At 67.0% G+C, this 20639-nt stretch carries 22 protein-coding genes; 5 read left to right on the top strand and 17 right to left on the bottom strand.

Annotated elements, in window-relative coordinates; translation table 11 throughout:
* Positions 1-19: 19 nt before the first annotated feature.
* From C3E99_RS05130 to C3E99_RS05120, 3 genes are all read left to right on the top strand, one after another.
* A complete protein-coding gene (locus C3E99_RS05130) occupies positions 20-1270 on the top strand; it encodes an N-succinylarginine dihydrolase (protein ID WP_076075935.1) in 1251 nt (416 codons plus the stop codon).
* Positions 1271-1391: 121 nt separating this feature from the next.
* On the top strand, positions 1392-1634 hold the full coding sequence (locus C3E99_RS05125; RefSeq protein ID WP_082737456.1) for a hypothetical protein: 243 nt from the start codon (positions 1392-1394) through the stop codon (positions 1632-1634).
* Between the two features lie 78 nt (positions 1635-1712).
* Positions 1713-2471, top strand: a complete 759-nt coding sequence (locus tag C3E99_RS05120) for an alpha/beta fold hydrolase (protein ID WP_076075938.1) — start codon at positions 1713-1715, stop codon at positions 2469-2471.
* Here C3E99_RS05120 and C3E99_RS05115 read toward each other — a convergent pair.
* From C3E99_RS05115 to C3E99_RS19655, 3 genes are all read right to left on the bottom strand, one after another.
* A complete protein-coding gene (locus C3E99_RS05115; protein ID WP_076075940.1) occupies positions 2419-3459 on the bottom strand; it encodes an alpha/beta fold hydrolase in 1041 nt (346 codons plus the stop codon). The two genes, C3E99_RS05120 and C3E99_RS05115, sit on opposite strands and share 53 nt — an antisense overlap.
* A gap of 97 nt (positions 3460-3556) precedes the next feature.
* Positions 3557-4924 carry a DEAD/DEAH box helicase gene (locus tag C3E99_RS05110; RefSeq protein ID WP_076075942.1) on the bottom strand — a complete coding sequence of 456 codons (1368 nt, stop codon included), beginning with the start codon at positions 4922-4924 and terminating at the stop codon, positions 3557-3559.
* Positions 4925-5067: 143 nt separating this feature from the next.
* On the bottom strand, positions 5068-5223 hold the full coding sequence (locus tag C3E99_RS19655; protein ID WP_158682124.1) for a hypothetical protein: 156 nt from the start codon (positions 5221-5223) through the stop codon (positions 5068-5070).
* Positions 5224-5283: 60 nt separating this feature from the next.
* On the opposite strand from C3E99_RS19655, the gene C3E99_RS05105 reads away from it, so the two are divergent.
* Entirely contained in the window at positions 5284-6759 is a 1476-nt protein-coding gene (locus C3E99_RS05105; protein ID WP_104959486.1) for a glycerol kinase, read from the top strand.
* A gap of 136 nt (positions 6760-6895) precedes the next feature.
* Here the strand turns inward: C3E99_RS05105 and rpmE are convergent, their stop codons facing one another.
* The 12 genes from rpmE to rpsB form a co-directional block, all read right to left on the bottom strand.
* A complete protein-coding gene (gene rpmE, locus C3E99_RS05100; RefSeq protein WP_067112011.1) occupies positions 6896-7123 on the bottom strand; it encodes a 50S ribosomal protein L31 in 228 nt (75 codons plus the stop codon).
* Between the two features lie 366 nt (positions 7124-7489).
* The gene (gene fabZ, locus C3E99_RS05095; protein ID WP_076075948.1) at positions 7490-7969 is read right to left on the bottom strand and encodes a 3-hydroxyacyl-ACP dehydratase FabZ; all 480 of its coding nucleotides are present in this window, start codon (positions 7967-7969) and stop codon (positions 7490-7492) included.
* Positions 7970-7973: 4 nt separating this feature from the next.
* Positions 7974-8663, bottom strand: coding sequence for an OmpH family outer membrane protein (locus C3E99_RS05090; RefSeq protein ID WP_104959485.1), 690 nt, complete (start codon positions 8661-8663; stop codon positions 7974-7976).
* Positions 8663-11371, bottom strand: a complete 2709-nt coding sequence (gene bamA, locus C3E99_RS05085) for an outer membrane protein assembly factor BamA (protein ID WP_067184565.1) — start codon at positions 11369-11371, stop codon at positions 8663-8665. The genes C3E99_RS05090 and bamA overlap by 1 nt, the downstream gene beginning before the upstream one ends.
* A 69-nt stretch (positions 11372-11440) precedes the next feature.
* Positions 11441-12571 (bottom strand): RIP metalloprotease RseP, encoded by a 1131-nt coding sequence (gene rseP, locus C3E99_RS05080; protein WP_067184567.1) that lies wholly within the window; start codon positions 12569-12571, stop codon positions 11441-11443.
* A complete protein-coding gene (locus tag C3E99_RS05075) occupies positions 12564-13727 on the bottom strand; it encodes a 1-deoxy-D-xylulose-5-phosphate reductoisomerase (RefSeq protein ID WP_076075956.1) in 1164 nt (387 codons plus the stop codon). The genes rseP and C3E99_RS05075 overlap by 8 nt, the downstream gene beginning before the upstream one ends.
* 1 nt (position 13728) lies before the next feature.
* Positions 13729-14403, bottom strand: a complete 675-nt coding sequence (locus tag C3E99_RS05070) for a phosphatidate cytidylyltransferase (protein ID WP_076075958.1) — start codon at positions 14401-14403, stop codon at positions 13729-13731.
* A gap of 2 nt (positions 14404-14405) precedes the next feature.
* On the bottom strand, positions 14406-15050 hold the full coding sequence (uppS, locus tag C3E99_RS05065; RefSeq protein WP_067111636.1) for a polyprenyl diphosphate synthase: 645 nt from the start codon (positions 15048-15050) through the stop codon (positions 14406-14408).
* Between the two features lie 165 nt (positions 15051-15215).
* The gene (frr, locus tag C3E99_RS05060; RefSeq protein ID WP_076075964.1) at positions 15216-15770 is read right to left on the bottom strand and encodes a ribosome recycling factor; all 555 of its coding nucleotides are present in this window, start codon (positions 15768-15770) and stop codon (positions 15216-15218) included.
* A 24-nt stretch (positions 15771-15794) separates the two neighbouring features.
* Complete coding sequence (pyrH, locus tag C3E99_RS05055; protein ID WP_067111641.1) at positions 15795-16517, bottom strand: UMP kinase; 723 nt, start codon at positions 16515-16517, stop codon at positions 15795-15797.
* A 115-nt stretch (positions 16518-16632) separates the two neighbouring features.
* Complete coding sequence (gene tsf / locus C3E99_RS05050; RefSeq protein ID WP_067184572.1) at positions 16633-17559, bottom strand: translation elongation factor Ts; 927 nt, start codon at positions 17557-17559, stop codon at positions 16633-16635.
* A 132-nt stretch (positions 17560-17691) separates the two neighbouring features.
* Positions 17692-18516 (bottom strand): 30S ribosomal protein S2, encoded by an 825-nt coding sequence (gene rpsB / locus C3E99_RS05045; protein ID WP_104959484.1) that lies wholly within the window; start codon positions 18514-18516, stop codon positions 17692-17694.
* Between the two features lie 322 nt (positions 18517-18838).
* Between rpsB and C3E99_RS05040 the strand changes: the two genes are divergently transcribed.
* Entirely contained in the window at positions 18839-19096 is a 258-nt protein-coding gene (locus tag C3E99_RS05040; protein ID WP_076075969.1) for a hypothetical protein, read from the top strand.
* Here C3E99_RS05040 and C3E99_RS05035 read toward each other — a convergent pair.
* Together C3E99_RS05035 and C3E99_RS05030 are read right to left on the bottom strand one after the other, a co-directional pair.
* On the bottom strand, positions 19080-19850 hold the full coding sequence (locus C3E99_RS05035) for a CDP-alcohol phosphatidyltransferase family protein (protein WP_076075972.1): 771 nt from the start codon (positions 19848-19850) through the stop codon (positions 19080-19082). The two genes, C3E99_RS05040 and C3E99_RS05035, sit on opposite strands and share 17 nt — an antisense overlap.
* Before the next feature lie 11 nt (positions 19851-19861).
* Complete coding sequence (locus C3E99_RS05030; protein WP_076075975.1) at positions 19862-20596, bottom strand: phosphatidylserine decarboxylase; 735 nt, start codon at positions 20594-20596, stop codon at positions 19862-19864.
* Positions 20597-20639: the final 43 nt, after the last annotated feature.

The raw sequence follows: 20639 nt of genomic DNA, 5'->3' as shown, positions 1-20639 counted from the left end.
GGGCTCAGGAAAGAAAACCATGCTCACCGAAATCAACTTCGACGGCATCATCGGCCCCACGCACAATTACGCCGGGCTCAGCCGCGGCAACATCGCCTCGGCCAGCAATGCCGGCGACGTGTCGCAGCCACGCGCCGCGGCGCTGCAAGGGATCGAGAAGATGCGGCACAATCTGGCGCTCGGCCTGCCGCAGGGATATTTCATGCCGCTCGACCGGCCCGACGCGGCGTGGCTCGAAACGCTCGCCACCACGCTCGACGAGGTCGAGCCGCACCTGCGCGCACAGGCGTGGTCCGCCTCGTCGATGTGGGCCGCCAACGCCGCAACCGTGTCGCCGGCGCCCGATAGCGACGACGGGCGATGCCATCTGACCATCGCCAACCTCGTCACCATGCCGCACCGCAGTCACGAATGGCCGGGCACGCTCGCGCAGCTTCGCCTTGCCTTCGCCGATCCGGCCTTCGCGGTCCACGGTCCCGTGCCGGCTCCGTTCGGCGACGAGGGTGCGGCGAACCATATGCGGCTGTGCGCGGGGCATGGGGCGCCGGGGGTGGAGATCTTCGTCTATGGCATCGGCGGCGGCCGCTTTCCCGCGCGCCAGCACCTCGACGCATCGAAGGCGATCGCGCGACGGCACCGGCTCGATCCCGCGCGCACGCTGTTTCTTCGCCAGTCGGACATGGCGATCCAGGGCGGCGCCTTTCACAACGACGTCGTCGCGGTCGCCAACGAGCGCGTCCTCTTCACGCACGAAACGGCGTTCGAGAACCGCGAGGAAGCGCATGCCGCAATCCGCGCCATCTTTCACGAAGTCGAAATCGTCGAGGTTCCGGCCAGCGCGGTGAGCCTGCCCGAGGCGATCAGATCCTATCTGTTCAACGCCCAGCTCGTCAGCCTGCCCGAAGGCGACGGCATGGGACTCGTCCTGCCGACCGAGGCGCGCGAGACGCCGAGCGTCTGGACCTGGCTGGAGGCGCATGTCGCCGGCAACGGCCCGATCCGCAGGCTGCTGCCCGTCGATGTGCGCCAGTCGATGGCGAACGGCGGCGGCCCCGCCTGCCTGCGGCTGCGCGTCGTTGCCGATCCGGCAACCGTCGATCCGCGCTTTCTGGCCGACGAGGCGAAGCTCGACCGTATTGCCGCGGTGGTCGCGGCGCATTGGCCCGAGGCGATCGCGCCGGGAGACCTTGCTTCGGCGGCGCTGGTCCGCGACGTCCGACGTGCCCGCGCGGCGTTGCTGGACGCGATGGACTTCGGCGAACTGGTATAAGGCGGCGCTCTTCCCCTTCCCTTGCGTGTCGGGTTAACTTACAGTTTACCATCGGCCCGCGGCATCGATTCCCCGATTTGCGCCGCTGGCACGTCCCTTGCTTCGGATGGCGGCGATGCTGATGGTGATGTTGAAGAAAATCGGACGGCTGTTCGTCATCAAGACGCGCTTCGAGGCGTGCCTGATCATCTACGCGCTCGGCGTGGGGGCGATGGCGCGCGGGATGATCTATCTGGACCAATATCCCGGTATCGGCGGCAAGCTGCTGCTCGCTGCGTGCAGCGGCTCGGTATTCCTCGCGGGCGCCAAAATCTTCGACTGCCTGCGCTACGAGAAAGCGGCCAGAGCGGCAGCGGACGGCTGAAATACCGCCGCGCGGCAAACCGCGGCGGCGAAGGCGGACCCCTTTCGCCCCGCGTCAAGCTGTGCCAAGGCGTGTGCTATGAGCAGGATCAGCGGGCGGCCGTCCGTCAGCACCGAACATGTCTATGGCCTGACGCTGCGCGTCGCGCGCTGGCGTGCGGGCAAGGGCGGACCACCCCTGCTGTTCCTCAACGGGATCGGCGCCGACATCACCGCGGCCGCGCCGCTGCTTGCCCGGATCGGCGAGCGCGAGGTGTGGACGCTCGACATGCCGGGAGTCGGCGGCTCGCCCGACGCGCTGCTACCCTATGCGGCGCCGACGATGGCGGCAACGGTCATGGAGATCGCCGACCGCTTCGGGCACCGACAGCTCGACCTCGCCGGTTTCAGCTGGGGCGGCGCGCTGGCGCAGCAGGTCGCGGTGCAATTTCCCGGCCGAATCCGCCGCCTCGTGCTGATGGCGACCACCCCCACCGTCGCGGCGCCGGGGATCGGCTGGGCCGCGCTGCTCGACGACGATATGCTCGCGAGCGGCCTGCGGCTGCCGACCGCGACGCCGCTCGGCCTGTCCTATCAGGCGATGGCGATGGCCGGATGGACGAGCGCGCCGATGCTGCCCCGGCTGAGGGCGCTGCCGACGCTGGTGCTGATGGGCGAGCGCGACGGCGTGGTGCCCGCCAGCCACGGCCGGGCGATTGCCGACCTGATCGAAGGCGCCACGCTGGAAATCGTGCCAGGGTCGCACCTTTTTCCCTTCACTCACGCCACGTCGGTCGCGGCGCGGATCAGGGCGTTTCTCGACCAGCCGGCGCGGGCGGAGCAACGAGCCGCCGCTTGAGGAAATCGGCGATCGCGGTGGCGGTCGCGTCGGGCGCCTCCTCCATCGGCAGATGGCCGACGCCGTCGAGCATCACCACCTCCGACCCCGCGATGCGTTCATGGAAAGTCTGCGCCGCGCTGGGGTTTATCAACCGGTCCTGCTTGCCGAACAGGATCAGCGTCGGTGCCGCGATCGCGCCGATGCGGTCCGCCATCGCGGGTTCGCGGTCGAGCGTCGCACGCAGCGAGGTCGCCTCGCGATTGCCGGGGAAGCGCAGAAGATTCCAATAGCGGTCGATCATCGCGTCGGTGACGATATCCTGCCGCTCCACCGATCCGCGCAGCGACCGTTCGACCAGCGAGCGCGGCGTGATCTGCGCCGCCAGCCAGCGCCCGAGCGGATATTGCAGCAGGCGAAAGCCGATGTTCGACGGCGGAGGCTTTTCACCGGCGCGCAGCGGCATCCCCGCGGCGTCGAGCAGCAGCAGCGCGTCGATGCGATCGGGACGAGCGAGCGCATAACGCCATGCCACCCAACCGCCCATCGAATTGCCGCCGAGCACGAAGCGATCGAGATCGAGCCGCGCGGCAACGACATCGACCGCGGCGATCATGCCGTCGGCGCTATAGTCCTTGTCGGGAGTGCCGCCGGTCAGACCGTGCCCCGGCAGGTCGAGCGTGACGATGCGATAGCGATCGCCCAGCCGCCGGACCAGCGGCTCCCACGTCTGAAGGCTGCTGTTCGACCCGTGCAGCAGGACGAGCGCCTCCGCATCGCGCTTTCCCTGATCGCGATAATGGATGCGCTGCCCCGCCGGCCCCACCGCAAACTGTGCGTCCGCGCCGCCATATCGGGCGATCATCGCGTCGCGATCGGTGTCGGGGGTGCGCAGGGCGAGGAACAGCGCGACGAGCGCGAGCAGCAGCCCGAGCGGAATCAGGACGCGCTTGCGGCGTAGCAAGGGCCGCCGCGGCGGCAGCGGTTCGAACTCGTCCTCGTCGATCATTACGCCTCCCCAGACCCCCGCCGACCCTAACGTGCCGGAACGGCACGTCAATCGGCGGCGGTCGGGAAAGGATCGGGAGCGGACGAGGTTGCCGGCGTCAGCCGACGCGCTGGACCGCGCCCTTGTGCGCGCCGACGCCGCCGCGACGCGGCCGGAAACGGCGCTTGCGCTGGGGCTGTGCGCCCTCGCCCGCCGCTTCGCGGCGCGGACCGCGCGACGGGGCGCCGTCCGCCTTCTTGCGCAGCGCATCTTCGCGCTGGCGCTGCGGATCGCGGCCCTTGCCGCCGGTATTGCGCGGCGGCTGGGCGGGCTTGGGCAGGTTACGAACCATCTCCGTAAAGCCGTCGGGCAGCGAAACCGGCTCGGCGCGGGTCCGCGTCACGCGTTCGATGTCACGCAGATAGGTGCGCTCGTCGGGCGCGACGAAGCTGATCGCGATGCCCTCCGCCCCAGCGCGCGCGGTGCGGCCGATCCGGTGGACATATTGTTCGGGGACGTTCGGAATCTCGAAGTTGATGACATGGCTGACTCCGGACACGTCGATGCCGCGCGCCGCGATGTCGGTCGCGACGAGCAGCCGCACCTGCCCAGAGCGGAAGGCCTGAAGCGCCGTGGTGCGCTGTCCCTGGCTCTTGTTGCCATGGATCGCAAAGGCGTCGATCCCCGCGCCTTTCAGATGGCGGACGACGCGGTCGGCGCCGTGCTTGGTGCGCGTGAAGATCAGCGCGCGGTCGATTTCCTCACTGCGCAGGACGTGATGGAGCAGCGCCTGCTTCTCCTTCTGCTCGACGAAGGTGACGCGCTGGCGGATCTTTTCCGCGGTCGTCGCCTGCGGCGCCACCGAGACGGTGACGGGGTCGTGCAGGAACTGCTGCGCGAGCGCCGCGATCTCCTTCGGCATCGTTGCCGAGAAGAAGAGATTCTGGCGCTGCTTCGGCAGGATCTTGGCGACGCGGCGCAGCGAATGGATGAAGCCCATGTCCATCATCTGGTCGGCCTCGTCGAGGACGAAGATTTCGACGTCGTCGAGGCGCAGCGCGCGCTGGTCGACCAGGTCGAGCAGCCGGCCCGGCGTCGCGACGAGGATGTCGACGCCCTGCGACAGGTCGCGAATCTGGCGATTGATCGGCACGCCGCCGAACACCGTCGCAACACTGAGCTTGGTGAAACGGCCGTAGTCGCGGCAGCTCTGCGCGATCTGCGCCGCCAGTTCGCGGGTCGGCGACAGGACGAGCATGCGGCAACCGCGCGGAGTGCGCGGGCGCGGGTTCGACAGCATATAGTCGAGCGAAGGCAGCGAGAAGGCCGCCGTCTTGCCGGTGCCGGTCTGCGCGATACCGCACAGGTCGCGCCCTTCGAGCAGAACGGGGATCGCCTGGCTCTGAATCGGCGTCGGCTGGGTATAGCGCTTGGCCGTCAGCGCACGCTCGATGTCGGCGTGGAGGCCGAAGTCTTTGAATTCCATTTTGATAATCTACTCACGATAAAGCCGTGGACGCGCCGCAAAACGGCCGCGCACGGCGGGCGGGTTCGAAACGACCCGCGTGAAAGGGTGCCTCAAGGGACTCAGCGCAACCGGCTCGTCCAACCCTGTCGCGGGCGGGAAAATCACGCTGCCGGTGGAGGGCGGCCTGCTGCCGCCATGCTGCGCTGCACAAGCATATGGCGGATATTGCGCAAAATTGCAAGATGATTGCGTGAACCCGAAGCCTCGTCCAAAAACCCGTTCGCCCCGAGCTTGTCGAAGAGCCGTTCTTTCTTCATTGCTAATCGAAAGAAAAGAACAGGGTTTCGACAAGCCGAGCACGAACCGAGGAGATTCAGGTGCCCGAAAACATCATCGTCATCGACGAAGGCACCACCTCGACGCGCACGATGCTGTTCGCCGCCGACGGCACGCCGCTGGGTGGCGCACAGCGCGAGTTCCGGCAGCATTATCCCGGCCCCGGCCTGGTCGAGCATGATGCCGAGGAAATCTGGCAGGCCACGCTCGCCTGCACGCGGACGATGATCGACAAGGCGGGCGGCGCCGACCGGATCGCCGCGATCGGCATCACCAACCAGCGAGAGACGGTGGTGTTCTGGGACCGGGCGACCGGCGCACCGCTTGCGCGCGCAATCGTCTGGCAGGATCGGCGCACCGCCGCCGCCTGCGCCGCGCTCAAGGAAGCGGGGCACGAAGCGACGGTGCAGGAGCGCAGCGGCCTGCTGCTCGATCCCTATTTTTCGGGAAGCAAGATCGGCTGGGCGCTCGAAAACTGGCCGCAGTTACGCGAAGCGGGCGACCGGCTCGCGGTCGGAACGATCGAATCCTATCTCGTTTTCCGCCTGACCGGCGGCGTCCATGTCAGCGATGCGACCAACGCGTCCCGCACGCTGCTGATGAAGATCGACGGGGCGGGCGGCTGGGATGCCGGTCTGTGCGACCTGCTGGGCGTACCGATGGGCCTGCTGCCCGAGATCGTGGGCTGCACGACCCGGGTCGGCGCCACCGATCCCGCGCTGTTCGGCGGCGCCATTCCGATCTGCGGCATGGCGGGCGACCAACAGGCGGCGACGATCGGCCAGGCGTGCCTTGCCCCCGGCCAGACCAAGGCGACCTTCGGCACCGGCGCCTTCATCCTGTCGGCGAGCGGAGAGACGCGCCCGCATTCGGCGAACCGCCTGCTGGCCACGGTGCTGGTGCAGGAAGGCGACCGGCGCAGCTATGCCCTCGAAGGATCGGTGTTCGTCGCCGGCAGCCTGATCCAGTGGCTGCGCGACGGATTGGGACTGCTCGCGAGCGCCGGCGAGAGCGAAGGACTGGCCCGGTCGGTGTCCGACAATGGCGGCGTCTATCTGATCCCTGCCCTGTCCGGGCTCGGCGCCCCGCACTGGCGCCCCGATGCGCTCGCCGCGCTGTCGGGGCTCAGCTTCGCAAGCAGCAAGGCGCATGTCGCGCGCGCCGCGCTCGAGGCGCAGGCCTATCAGGCGCACGACCTCAAGACCGCCTTCGCGGCCGACGGCGTCGACTGGGCCGACCTTCGCATCGATGGCGGCATGGCAGCGAACAACTGGATGGCGCAGGATCTGGCCGACATGCTGGGGCTGGTGGTCGAACGTCCGGACTTCGTCGAAAGCACGGCGCTCGGCGCCGCAATGCTGGCCGCGACGGGCGCGGGCCTGTATCCGAACCTTGCCGAGGCGGCACGGACGATGCGCGGCCGCACGACGCGCTTCACCCCGGCGCTCGACGCGCAGAAACGCGAAGCGCGCCTTGCCGGGTGGCAAAGCGCGCTTGCGAAGATTCTGACGGCGTAGAGCCCTCCCCTGAAAAGAGAGAGATCGGGGTGGAGGCCGCGATAAGGCGCGATGCTCCGATGCCCACCCCGCTGCGACTGGCGAACAGGTTCGCAAGTCCCGCTGCCCCTCCCGCGAGCGGGAGGGGAAAAGCGCTTTAGCGCTTGAGGGTGAGGCCGCCGAAGCGCTTGTTGAACTTCGCGACCTGGCCGCCCTGATCGAGCAGGCGCTGGTTGCCGCCGGTCCATGCCGGGTGCGCGGTCGGGTCGATGTCGAGCGTCAGCACATCGCCTTCGCTGCCCCAGGTCGAGCGCGTCTGATATTCGGTGCCATCGGTCATCTTGACCGTGATCATGTGATAGTCGGGGTGAAGGTCTTTTTTCATCTCGTCTGCTCCTGTGCCGCTGGTTTCCGACCAGCCGCGTGAGTCTGTGCGCCCGGAGACGCGAAGCCCGCGCCTTTAGGGGGCAATGGGGGGAAATGCAACACCCGACCCCTCTCTCTGGCGTCACGCCGGACTTGGACCGGCATCCATTCTCGCCGCGCCCGCGATGAAGTGCCGAATGGCCCCCCGATCAAGTCGGCGTTTATACCCTTGAGACAAGGACGCTGGTGATCCCCGGCGAAAGCCGGGGTCCATGCGAGGCAGGCACACTTAGCTGGACCCCGGCTTTCGCCGGGGAACGCTTACCTGTCGAAAGGGGATAATTGCCGATCAAGTCCGGGGTGACGATGCAGCAGGGTCAGCCTCTTATTCCTCCGGCGGGTCGGCGATCATCGCGGTGAACTGGCACTCGGTCGCCACCTGTCCGTTGAGCATCGCCTTGCCCTCGAACTTGCAGATGGTGCGTTTCGCCTGAAGGATCGTGACGTGCAGGTCGAGCAGGCAGCCCGGCTCGACCGGCTTGCGGAATTTCACCCCGTCGATGCCCATGAAATAGACGAGCTTACCGGTGCCGGCGAGCCCGAGCGACTCGATCGCCAGCACCCCACCCGCCTGCGCAAGCGCCTCGACGATGAGGACGCCCGGCATGATCGGCCGGCCGGGGAAATGCCCCTGAAAGAAGGGCTCGTTGATCGTCACCGCCTTGACCGCGTGGATCGACCGGTCCCTGACCATCGATTCCACCCGGTCGACGAACAGCATCGGATAGCGATGCGGCAACAGGCTGAGGATGCGCCGGATGTCGACCGGCCCCAGCGTTTCCGCAGCCTGTTCGCCGTCGCTCATCGGCTTAACGCGTCGTCGGCTGGCTGCCGTTCGCCGGCGCCGCCGGAGCGGCCGTGCCCTGCTGCGCGCGCGCGGCGTCCATCAGCTGCTGGTTGCGCTGCTGGACCAGCTGGCCGGGCTGGTAGCCGGCCGGCGGCGTGATCGTCACGCTCGGCAGGATGCGGTTGAGCTCGGTCACGACGGCATCGGTGATGTCGACATTGGTCTCGCGCGCCAGAACCGCATCCGGATTGAGCAGCAGATCGACCTTCTTCGCGGTCATCGCAGCCTTGATCGCCTCGTTCATGCGGACGCTGATCTGATCCTCGACATAGGCGATGGCGAGATCGACCGGCGCGCCGATGCGGCCGAGTTCCTCGCTGGCGGACTGGCGCTTGTCCTGCACCGCCTTCGCCGCCGCCTGAAGCGCTGCCTGGTTCTGCGGCGTCTTCTTCGCTTCCTCGTTATACTTGGCTACCAGCACGTTGAGCTCTGCCTGCAGCGTCTGGCCGCGCGATTCCTGCTGGTCGATCTGCGCCTTGTAGGTGGTCTGGATCTGCTGCGACGCGGTGGTGAAGGCGTTCGACTTGGCGGCGGCCACGCGCACGTCGGCGACCGCCGTGGAGCGCGCCTGCGCGGCGGCGGGCGCAGCGAACATCGGCGAGACCGAAAGGCTGGCGATCGCCAGCGCCGAAGCGACAAAAATTTTCTTCATCAGAATTGGGTTCCTACGTTGAATGAGAAGCGTTTGGTATCGTCACCCTCTTCTTTTCGGAGGGCATAGGCGAAGTCGATGCGGAACGGACCGAAGGGAGAATTCCAGTTGACCCCGGCGCCGATCGCGACGCGCGGCATCCAGGTATCGCCATAGAAGCGTTCCTCGAACGGTGCGAGGGCCGAGAAGCCGTTCGCGGTATCGCAGGTCTGATATTGACCGGAAGGGGTTCCGTCGGCGTTGGGCGTTTCGGTCGCGAACACCCGCTGCCCGGTGGCCGCGTTGCGACAGAGATATTTGGTCAGGCCAAAGCCCGGCGCGTTCGGATCAGTCTCCCGGAAATCGGCGAGCGTCGTCAGCGTCGGGCGCTTAACGCTCCACACCGACCCGACGTCGAGGAACACCGACGGACGCAGCCCCAGTTCCTTCGCGCCGGTGCCGAGCGGAATGTCGACCTCCAGACGGCCCTGATAATAAGCGCGGCCGCCCAGCGAGTCGTCGATCCGGCCGTTGCGTTTCGACAGGCTGGTGTCGAGGATCGGGTTCGCCGGGTCGGTCAGGTCGACATTGCCGTAGCGGATGACGCGCGGGCCGACGCCGCGGATGTCGAAGCCGCGCATCTGCGGTTCGCCCAGGAAGAAGCGGTCGGTCAGGCGCACCTTGTCGCTGGTCGGCGTCGGGCGCCCGCCGAGCGGATAGATATAGCCGCCCTCTGCCGACACATTGAGGATGAAGCGGCTGCCGAGGTTGAAGTGCTTGCTCGCCGCGGCCCGGGTGCGAACATATTTGACGCTGCCCCCCAGCCCCGCAAAATCCTGGCTGATGCTGAACGACTGGCCGCGCGTCGGGCGCAGGCGATTGTCGCGGTCGTCATAAGCGAGCGTGAAGCCGACGAGCGAGGTCGTGCGCTTGCCGATCGCATCGCACAGATAGCGACCCGCAACCAACGGATCGCACTCGCCGCCGAAATAATAAAGTCGCTCGTCGAGCGAAACATCGTCGTAATTGAGGCTGTAACGTCCGAAGAAGGACATGAACTCGGTCAGCGGCACCCCGGCGTTGAGCTGGAAGCCCGTCGTCGTCTGCTCGAAGGTCGTCTGGCGATCATTGCCGATGAAGTTGAACGAATTGAGGTCGCGGCGATAGATGCTGCCGCCGATCGAGATATTGCGGTCGAACAGATAGGGCTCGGTAAAGCCGAGCTCGATCGACTTGGAATAGCTCGAATAATTGACCGACGCCGACAATTGCTGCCCGAGACCGCGGAAGTTGCGCTGGCGGATCGATGCCTGGAGCAGGAAGCTTTCGATCGACGAGAAGCCGGCCGAGAGCGACAGTTCGCCGGTCGGCTTTTCCTGGACATTGGTTTCGAGGACGATGCGGTCGGGTTCGCTCCCTTCCTTGCGGTCGATCTCCAGATTCTCCTGGAAATAGCCGAGGCTGTTGATGCGGTTCTGGGTGCGCTTGATCCCGAAGCTGTTGAAGGCGTCGCCCTCGTTCAGGCGGAATTCGCGGCGAACCACCTTGTCGTGGGTCAGCGTGTTGCCGTTGACGTCGATCCGCTCGACATAGGTGCGCGGGCTTTCGGCGACGTCGAAGGTGATCGACATCGTCCGGTTGTCGGGATCGCGGCGGAACTCAGGGTTGATGTCGGCAAAGGCATAGCCGAACAGGCCCGCGGTCTCGCTGAGGCTTTCGACCGTGTCCTCGACCTGCTTGGCGTCGTACCAGTCGCCGGTGGTCATCGGCAGCAGGCGCTTCAGCGTCTCCGGCTGGAAATCGCGGATCTGGCTCTTCACGTCGATGTCGCCGAACTTGTACCGCTCGCCCTCCTCGACGACATAGGTGATGATGAAATCCTGCTTGTTGCTCGTCAGTTCGGCGACAGCAGAAATGACGCGGAAGTCCGCATAGCCGTTCTGCAGGTAGAACAGTCGCAGCTTCTGCTGGTCATAGGCGAGGCGGTCGGGATCGTAGGTCGTATTCGACGACAGGATGGTGAGCAGCCCCGATTCCTTGGTCGCCATCTCTCCCTTGAGTTCACCGTCGCTGAATTTCTCGTTGCCGATGATGTTGATCTGGCGGACCTTCGATTTCGGTCCCTCGTTGATCTCGAACACCACGTCGACGCGGTTCTGGTCGAGCGTGACCATCTTGGGATCGACGGTCGCGGCGAAACGACCCTGGCGCTTGTAGAGTTCGATGATGCGCGCGACATCGGCGCGGACCTTCGACCGGGTGAAGATCTGGCGCGGCGCGAGCTTGATCTCGGGCCGAATCTTGTCTTCCTTCAGGCGCTTGTTGCCTTCCAGGATGACGCGGTTGATCACCGGGTTTTCGGTGACCTGGATGGTCAGCGCCCCATTGTTGTCGGTGATCTGGAAATCCTTGAACAGCTCCGTCGCCGCAAGGTCCTTGAGCGCCTGGTCGAGCGTCGCGCGGTCATAGGGCTGGCCGACGCGCAGGCGGAGATAGGAGAGGATCGTCTGCGCCTCGAGCCGCTGGTTGCCCGTCACCGTGATCGACTGCACGGTCGAGGCCGCGGGCACCGCTTCCGGCGAGGGGATCGGAACCGTCGGGGCCGGAACAACCGGCGGCGCGACTTCCTGCGCCAGCAGCGCGGCGGGCCATGCCAGCATCGTCCCCGCCATAAGGAGAGCCGACACCTGCGCCCGCGCCATAGATTTGTGTGAAGCCACGCTGTTCATCCCGCAAAAATAACTCGAAGCGATCAACCCGCCGAACGCGGACCTGCGCGCTCTCCTGCCCCAGACCGGCTATCCAATCAAGCGGGCGATCCGATCCCACAGGCCGAATGAGCCCAAATCGTTGAAAGTCACGACCAGCATCAGGGTCACGACCACCGCAAAACCAAATCGAAAGGCCCATTCCTGCGCCTGCAGCGGCGCCGGGCGCCGCCGGACCGCTTCATAGGCATGGAAGAGAAGATGGCCGCCATCGAGCATCGGCAATGGCAACAGGTTTATGAACCCCAGATTGATGGACACGAAGGCGATGAAGAAGATCAGCGACGCCACGCCGAGCGTCGCCATCTCGCCCGACTGCTTCGCGATCCGCAGCGGCCCGCCCATATCCTTGACCGAGCGCTGGCCAGTCACGAACTGGCCGAGAATCTTGCCGGTCATCCGAACAAGGCCCCAGGTCTGCGCGGTGCCGGCAGTCAGCGCCTCGACCGGTCCGACCGTGGTATAGACCGGCGCCACCGGGCGGATGCCGATGATCGCGCGCTCGGCCTTGTTCCCGAAGCGATCGGTCTCGGTCACGATCCGCGGGCGCAGCGTGAGGGTCCGCTGCTCGCCGCCGCGCTCGATCCCGATTTCCACCGGCCGGCCGAGGTCGAAGGCAACGGCCATGGGGATGTCCATAAAATCCTCGATCGCACGTCCGTTGATCCGGGCAATGCGGTCGCCGACCTCGAGTTGCGCCTTGTCCGCCGCGCTGCCCGCTTCGATCGCGCCGATCACCGGCGGGGTCGTCGCGACGCCGTAAACCATGGCAAAGGCCGCGAAGATTGCGATGGCGAACAGGAAATTGGTCAGTGGCCCGGCGAGGACGATTAGCGCGCGCTTCCACACCGGCTGCGCGGGAAAGCTGTGCGCGCGCTCGGCCTCGGGCAGCGATTGCCATTCGGCATCGGGCTGGCTCACCGCATCGCGGTCGCCGGCGAACTGGACATAGCCGCCGAGCGGCAGCCAGCCGACCTTCCATTCGGTGCCGCGCCTGTCGGTCCAGCCGAATATCCGGCGCCCGAAACCGATCGAGAAGGTGTCGGCCTTCACCCCGCACCAGCGGCCGACGATATAATGCCCATATTCGTGCACGAACACGAGCGGCCCGAGGACGATCAGGAAGGCGATCAGATAGAGCCAGGGCGGCACGTCAAGCATGTTCGAGCTGGTCCACAAAATGCTGCGCGGTCGTGCGCGATGCGGCATCGACGCTGAATATGTCCTGAAGCGATGCCGGCACCGCCGGCGCATCGGCGTCGAGCACCCGCTTTACCGTATCGACGATCGCGGGAAAGGCGATGCGTCCGCCGAGGAAAGCGGCGACGGCCGTCTCGTTCGCGGCATTGAGCTGCGCCGGTCGCGCGCCGCCTTCTGCAATGGCGGCTCGGCAGAGCGCAGTCGCGGGAAAGCGCGCCTCGTCGGGCGCCTCGAAATCGAGCCGGGCGATGGCGGGAAGGTCGAGCGGCGCGCACGGCGTGGCCATGCGCTGCGGCCACGCAAGTGCAGAGGCAATCGGGATGCGCATGTCGGGCGAGCCGAGCTGCGCGAGCGTCGAACAATCGACATATTCGACGAGGCTGTGGATCACCGACTGCGGATGGACGAGGATTTCGATCCGATCGAGGCCCACCGGAAAGAGGTGATGTGCCTCGATCAGTTCGAGCCCCTTGTTCATCATCGTCGCCGAATCGACGCTGATCTTCGCGCCCATCGACCAGTTGGGATGCGCAACCGCCTGCGCCGGGGTGACGTGTGCCATCGCTTCCGCCGTCATGGTGCGGAAGGGACCGCCGCTCGCGGTCAGGATGATCCGGCGCACCTGCTCGATGCGTCCGCCCGCCAGGCACTGGAAGATCGCATTATGCTCTGAATCGACGGGCAGGATCGTCGCACCCGACGCGCGGGCGGTCGCGGTCATCAGCGCACCCGCGGACACCAGCGCTTCCTTGTTGGCGAGCGCGACGTCGGTGCCCGCTTCGAGCGCAGCCATCGTCGGCGCGAGGCCGGCGGTGCCGACGATCGCCGCCATGACGAGATCGGCCGGGCACCGCGCCGCCTCGACGAGTGCGTCGGCGCCCGCCGCCGCCTCGATGCCCGTTCCGGCCAGCGCAGCCCTCAGCGCCGGATAACGCGTCTCGTCGGCGATCACCGCGACGTCGGGCCGGAATTGGAGCGCCAGCTTCGCGAGTTCGGCGACGTCGCGGTTCGCGGTCAGGACCGTCACCCGCCATGCCTCTCCATCGCGGCGGACGAGATCGAGGGTCGACTGGCCGACCGACCCCGTGGCGCCGAAGAGCGAGAGGCGGCGCGTCATCTCAGCCCGCCGCCCGCACCGCGATCTGTCCCGCGAAAGCCAGTGCGCCGAGCACCAGCGCCACCGGCAGCAAGCCGTCGACACGGTCGAAGATGCCGCCATGGCCGGGAATCAGGCTGCCCGAATCCTTGACGCCGGCGCGGCGCTTCATCCAGCTTTCGCCCAGGTCGCCGAGTTGTGCGAGCAGCCCCATGAACAGGCCGATCCACAGCGGAATGCCGACGACCCCCGCGCGGTCGCCGATCGTCGCGCTGGCCACCAGCGCCGCGATCATGCCGCCGAACAGTCCCGACCAGGTCTTCGACGGACTGATCGCCGGAGCAAGCCGGGCGCCCCCGAAAGCGCGGCCGGCGAAATAGGCGCCGATGTCGGTCGCCCAGACCATGCCGAATACCCACAGCGCCGCGGTGACGCCCAATTGGTCGCGGATATGCCAGAGACCGCCCACCGCGCCGAGCACGAGCAGCGGACCGAGCAGCGTCAATGCCCCGCGTGCGCCGCCGCCGAGCGACATGGCGCGGACGAGCGCGAACCATTCGACGAGCAAAAGCGCCGCGCCGACAAGGAGCAGCAGCCCGAAGGCGATGCCGCCGAACCACAGTGCCGCGCCCGCGATCGCGAAGAGGACGATCGCCGAGCCGACGCGGACGCCCAGATCCGATTTTGCTGCCGCCATCGTCACAATCCCCCGAAGCGGCGTTCGCGCCGCGCAAAATGGTCGAGCGCCGCCCGCAGGTCGGCCGGCTTGAAATCGGGCCAGAGCGTATCGGTGAAATAGAGCTCGGCATAGGCCGATTGCCAAAGCAGGAAATTCGACAGCCGCACCTCGCCCGAGGTCCGGATGAGCAGGTCGAGCGGCGGCAGGCCGGCCGTGTCGAGGTGGGCCTCGATCGCCTGCGCGCTGATCCCGCCCTCTGCGGCGGCCGCGCGCGCGGCGCGCACCAGTTCGTCCTGCGCGCCATAGTTGAGCGCGACGGCCAGCGTCGTGCGGCTGTTCCCCGCGGTGCGCGCGATCGCATCCTCGATCAGCGCGACGACGTCGGGCGCCAGCGCGCGCCAGTCGCCGATGACCTTGAGCCGGACGTCGTTGGCGGCGAATTCGTCGAGATCGCTCAGGATGAAGCGCTTCATCAGCCCCATCAGATCGCTGACCTCTTCCTCGGGCCGCTTCCAGTTTTCCGAGGAGAAGGCGTAGAGCGTCATCGCCTCCAATTCCATCTCGGCCGCGGCGCGTACGATGTTGCGCACCGCCTCGACCCCGGCCTTGTGGCCGGCGACGCGGGGCAGAAAGCGCTTCTTCGCCCAACGGCCATTGCCGTCCATGATGATGGCGACATGCCGTGCGCCGTGGGAGGGGGTGGTCACGAGAGCGCCTTCAGAATCCGTTCGTGTCGAGCGAAGTCGAGACACCCGTCAGCATCGCGCAACGAGGATGGGCATCTCGACTTCGCTCGATGCGAACGGAAGAGAGGCGGGGACGGGAGGGCACTAGCCGAGGATTTCCTTTTCCTTCGCGCTCGCGGCGGCGTCGATTTCGGCGATGACCGAATCGGTCAGCTTCTGCACCTCGGTCTCCGACCGCTTGCGCTCGTCCTCGCTGATTTCCTTCTTGTTCTCGTCCTGCTTCAGCGCGTCCATCCCGTCGCGGCGGACGTTGCGCACCGCGACGCGGGCCTTTTCGGCATATTGGCCGGCAAGCTTCGACAGTTCCTTGCGGCGCTCCTGCGTCATCTCGGGGATCGGCAGGCGCAGCACCTGACCGTCGACGATCGGGTTCAGGCCCAGGCCGGCAGCGCGGATCGCCTTGTCGACCGGGCCGACGTTCGACTTGTCCCACACCTGCACCGACAGCATCCGCGGTTCGGGCGCGCTGATCGACGCAAGCTGGTTGAGCGGCATGTGCGAGCCATAGACCTCGACCGTCACCGGATCGAGCAGCGCCGTATGCGCGCGGCCGGTGCGCAGCCCCGCAAGGTCGTGCTTGAGCGATTCGACCGCGCCGTGCATGCGGCGATCGAGGTCGGCCTTGTCATATTTCGCCATCGTCTTGTCCTCTTCTATGCAGTCTCAGGCCGCGTCGCCCACGACGGTGCATACGCCATCGCCTGCCAGCACGCGGGCCAGATTGCCGGGTTCGCGGATGTTGAACACGACAATCGGAATCTGATTGTCGCGGCACAGCGCCACCGCGCTCGCGTCCATCACCTTCAGATTGTCGGCAAGCACGCGGTCGTAGCCGAGCCGGTCGTAACGCACCGCCGTCGGGTCCTGCTTGGGATCGGCATTATAGACGCCGTCGACGCTGGTGCCCTTCAGCAGTGCGTCGCACTTCATCTCCGCCGCGCGCAGCGCCGCGCCGCTGTCGGTGGTGAAATAGGGCGCGCCGACGCCGGCGGCGAAGATCACCACCCGCCCCTTTTCCATATGGCGTTCGGCGCGGCGGCGGATGACGGGCTCGCACACCTTGTCCATTTCGATCGCCGACTGGACACGCGTCTCCACGCCGAGCTGTTCGAGCGCATTCTGCATCGCCAGCGCGTTCATCACCGTCGCGAGCATCCCCATATAGTCGGCCTGCGCGCGGTCCATGCCCTTCGCCGCGCCAGCCATGCCGCGGAAGATGTTGCCGCCGCCGATGACGAGGCAGATTTCAAGGCCGCGGTCCTTCGCCGCCTTGACCTCGGCCGCCATGCTCGCGACCGTGTCGGGGTCGATCCCGAACGGCGTCGTGCCCATCAACGCCTCGCCCGACAGCTTGAGCAGGATGCGTTTCATGCCGGGCAATGCCATGTCGAGGAGAACCTTCACCAAGGGGTCGAAAAACCAATGGCGCGCACCCTAGTCAGAGTGCGCGCCATTGCCAAGCGGACTGCCGCACCGATCGGGCGGCAGCCGCGGATCGTCATCAGCGGCCGGCGGCAGCGGCGACTTCGGCGGCGAAGTCGCTCTCTTCCTTCTCGATGCCTTCGCCAAGCTGGAAGCGCACGAAGCCCTTGAGGGTGATGTCCGCGCCGACGTCCTTGCCGGCGGCGGCGACGACTTCGGCGACCGGGGTCTTGCCGTCGATCACGAAGGGCTGCGACAGCAGCGCGTTTTCCTTGCGGAACTTGGCGATCGTGCCGTCGACCATGCGCGAGACGATATCGGCGGGCTTGCCCGACTGGGCGGCCTTTTCCTCGGCGATCGCGCGCTCGCGGGCGATCAGTTCGGCGTCGAGTTCGTCGCCGTTGAGCGCGAGCGGGTTGGCGGCGGCGACGTGCATGGCAAGCTGCTTGCCAAGCGGTTCGAGGACATCGGCGCCGGCGCTCGATTCGAGCGCGACGAGCACGCCGATCTTGCCGAGACCCGGCGCGGCGGCATTGTGGACATAGCCGGTGACGACGCCCGAGCCGACCGAGAGGATGGCGACGCGGCGGAGCGACTGATTCTCGCCGATCGTGGCGATGTTCTGCGTCAGCGCCTCGGCGACGGAGCCGCCCGCGGGATAGGCGGCGGCGCCCAGCGCGTCGATGTCGGCGATGTCGCCGGCCAGCGCAACCTGGGTCACGTCGCGGACGAAGCCCTGGAACTGTTCGTTCTTGGCGACGAAGTCGGTCTCGCTGTTGACCTCGACCATCGCGCCGCGGGTGCCGTCGGTGACGACGCCGACCAGCCCCTCGGCAGCGACACGGCCGGCCTTCTTGGCGGCGGCGGCAAGCCCCTTGGTGCGCAGCCAGTCGATCGACGCTTCGATGTCGCCGTCATTCTCGGCGAGCGCCTTCTTGCAATCCATCATGCCCGCGCCGGTGCGTTCGCGCAGTTCCTTGACGAGGGCGGCCGTGATCTCAGCCATGGGGTGATCCTTTCCAAAAGGGGGCGGGCCATCGGATCGGCCCGCCGCTGCGCCGCGCGCATGGCGGCGCGACAAGACAGGAGGATGACAGGGACGGCGCCTGTCGCGGCGCCGGCCCGTCACGCAACGCGCTTACGCGTCGCTCTGACGCTCGGTTTCGGCAGCCGCTTCGGCCGGAACCTGCTCGTCCTCGGTCGCCGGGGCCTCGGTGAGCACGGGCTCGGCGATCGGCTCGACCGCCGCGCCGAGGTCCTCGCCGCGATCGACGCGCGCCTGCTGGCCGCCGCGGGTCGCCGCCTGGGCGACCGCTTCGCAGTAAAGGCGGATGGCGCGCGCGGCGTCATCGTTCGCCGGAACCGGGAAGGCGATGCCGTCGGGCGAGACGTTCGAATCGAGGATCGCGACGACCGGGATGCCCAGGACATTCGCTTCCTTGATCGCCAGCTCTTCCTTGTTCGCGTCGATCACGAACATCACGTCGGGAATGCCGCCCATGTCGCGGATGCCGCCAAGGCTCAGTTCGAGCTTGTCGCGCTCGCGCGTCCTGTTGAGCACTTCCTTCTTGGTGAGGCCCGAGGTGTCGCCCGCAAGCTGTTCCTCGAGCGTCTTGAGGCGGCGGATCGAATTGGAGATCGTCTTCCAGTTGGTGAGCATGCCGCCCAGCCAGCGGTGGTTGACGAAATGCTGACCCGATGCGCGCGCGGCGTCGGCGATCGGCCCCTGCGCCTGGCGCTTGGTGCCGACGAACAGCACCTTGCCGCCCGCAGCCGCGGTCGAGGAAACGAAGTCGAGCGCGCGCGCGAAGAGCGGCACGGTCTGCGACAGGTCGAGGATGTGGATGCCGTTGCGCGCGCCGAAGATATACGGCTTCATGCGCGGGTTCCAACGGTGGGTCTGGTGGCCGAAGTGGGCGCCCGCTTCGATAAGATTCTGCATCGTGACGACAGGTGCCGCCATGGTCTTTCTCCTTCCGGTTAGTCCTCTGGAAGGCAAGAACCGAGACATCCGCGAAGGGATGGACCCGGCACCGGTATGTGCGCCTTCCATGTGGAATGCGCGGGCCGTTAGCCGCATCGCCGCCGGGAATCAAGGAAAAAGCCACTGCCGGGTGCACGCCCGCCGCATGAACGCCGGGCGCAGTCAAAACGATTCATCGACGATAAGCACCGCTTCATCGCAGGATGATTGAGAACATATCATGAACATGGAACGAAGCGGATAGCGAAACCGTCATGCCGATGCGGGAGGTTTCGCAGACCGAAACCGAAAGGACAAGTCGATGCTTCAGGTCGCTGCCGCTCTCCTCTTCACCCTTGCTGCGGGGCTTGGTCTCGCCGTGATCCTGGCGATGCTGACATCGAACGGCGATGCGATCCTTTCGGCGCTTGCGGGCGACGGAGCTTTCCCGGCCGACGGCGTTCCGGCCTCCCCGGCTCCGGCCGCCGCGACGACGCGCCAGCGCCCTGCCCGCCGCCTTCCCGTCCGTTCGGTTTCGCGCGCGATGGCCGCGCAGCCGCTGCTCAGCCGCGCCGCCTGACCCGCGCATAGCTCGCGATGCCGAACGGCAGCAATGCGACATAGATAACGCAGATCGCGAGCAGGCTGTGCCAGGGTGCGGTGACGAGCGCGGCGCCGAGCAGACCGACGCCGGCGAGCGCGAAAAGCCGCCACGAGCGACGCAGACGGATCGACGACCAGCCATAGGTGGGGATCGCGGAGATCATCAGCATCGCGATGGCGAGCACCCACGGCATCACGACATACCATTCGCGGAACAGCGTCTCGCCGGTCACCAGCCACAGATAGACGGGAACGAAGGCCAGTCCGGCCCCGGCCGGCGCCGGAATGCCGGTCAGAAAACCCGCCGCCTTGTGCGGCTGGACATCGGCGTCCATGCGCGAATTGAAGCGTGCGAGGCGCAGCGCGCAGCACACCGCGAGCGCCAGCGCCGCGGTCCAGCCGAATTTCGGCGCATCCTGCAGCGACCAGAGGAACATCACCATCGCCGGCGCGACGCCGAAGGCGATCACGTCGGACAGCGAATCGAGCTCGGCGCCGAAGCGGCTCTGGGCGCGGAGCAGCCGCGCGATGCGTCCGTCCATCCCGTCGAGCACCCCCGCGAAGATGATCGCGGCGAGCGCCTTTTCCCACTCCTCGCCGATCGCGAAGCGAACCCCCGTCAGCCCGAAGCAGAGCGCCAGCGCCGTGACCGCGTTGGGCGCGAAGGCGCGCAGCGGCAGGCCGACGATCCGGCGTTCGGCTGCATCCGCCTGTCGATCGGCACCATCCATCGCCGCCGCCCCTATTGCCCGATGCCGTCGATCGTCTCGGCGTGCCCGATCCGCGCGATGACGGTTTCGCCCGCCAGCGCGCGCTGGCCGAGCAGCACCTGCGGCGTCGTGCCCGCGGGCAGATAGACGTCGACGCGGCTGCCGAAACGGATCAGCCCGACGCGCTGCCCGGTCGTCACCTCGTTCCCCATGCTGACGAAGGGCATGATCCGCCGCGCGACGAGACCCGCGATCTGGGTGAAGCCGATCCGCACCCCGTCGGCGCGCTCGACGACAAAATGCTGGCGCTCATTCTCCTCGCTCGCCTTGTCGAGGTCGGCGTTGACGAACTTGCCGGGGATATAAACGAGCTTGCGCAGCGTCCCCGCGACCGGGGTGCGGTTGATATGGACGTCGAAGACGCTCATGAAGATCGACACGCGCAGCATCGGCGCGTCGCCGAGGCCGTCGGGTCCGGCGATCTCGATCGGCGGCGGAACCTCTGCGATCTGGGTGACCAGCCCGTCGGCCGGGGCGATGACAAGGTCGCGCGCCGTCGGGGTCACGCGCACCGGATCGCGGAAGAAGGCGGCAACCCAGATGGTCAGGCCGAACATCAGCCAGCCGGCGATCTCCCAGCCCAGCAGCCAGAAGCAGAGGGTGACGACGCCCGCGATCAACAGGAACTTGCGCCCCTCCGGATGGATCGACGGCCAGCGCCACTTGATGCCGCTGCCGGGACGGTTCGAGGAAATGGTGGAGGACATAGCGGTCTTTCTAGGGGGGCGGTTCCAAAGAGACAATCGAGTT

It is taken from the genome of Sphingopyxis sp. MG (assembly GCF_002953155.1).
GTDB lineage: Bacteria > Pseudomonadota > Alphaproteobacteria > Sphingomonadales > Sphingomonadaceae > Sphingopyxis > Sphingopyxis granuli.
Note: the sequence above shows the minus strand (reverse complement) of the source record. Positions and strands in the feature narration are given on the sequence as shown.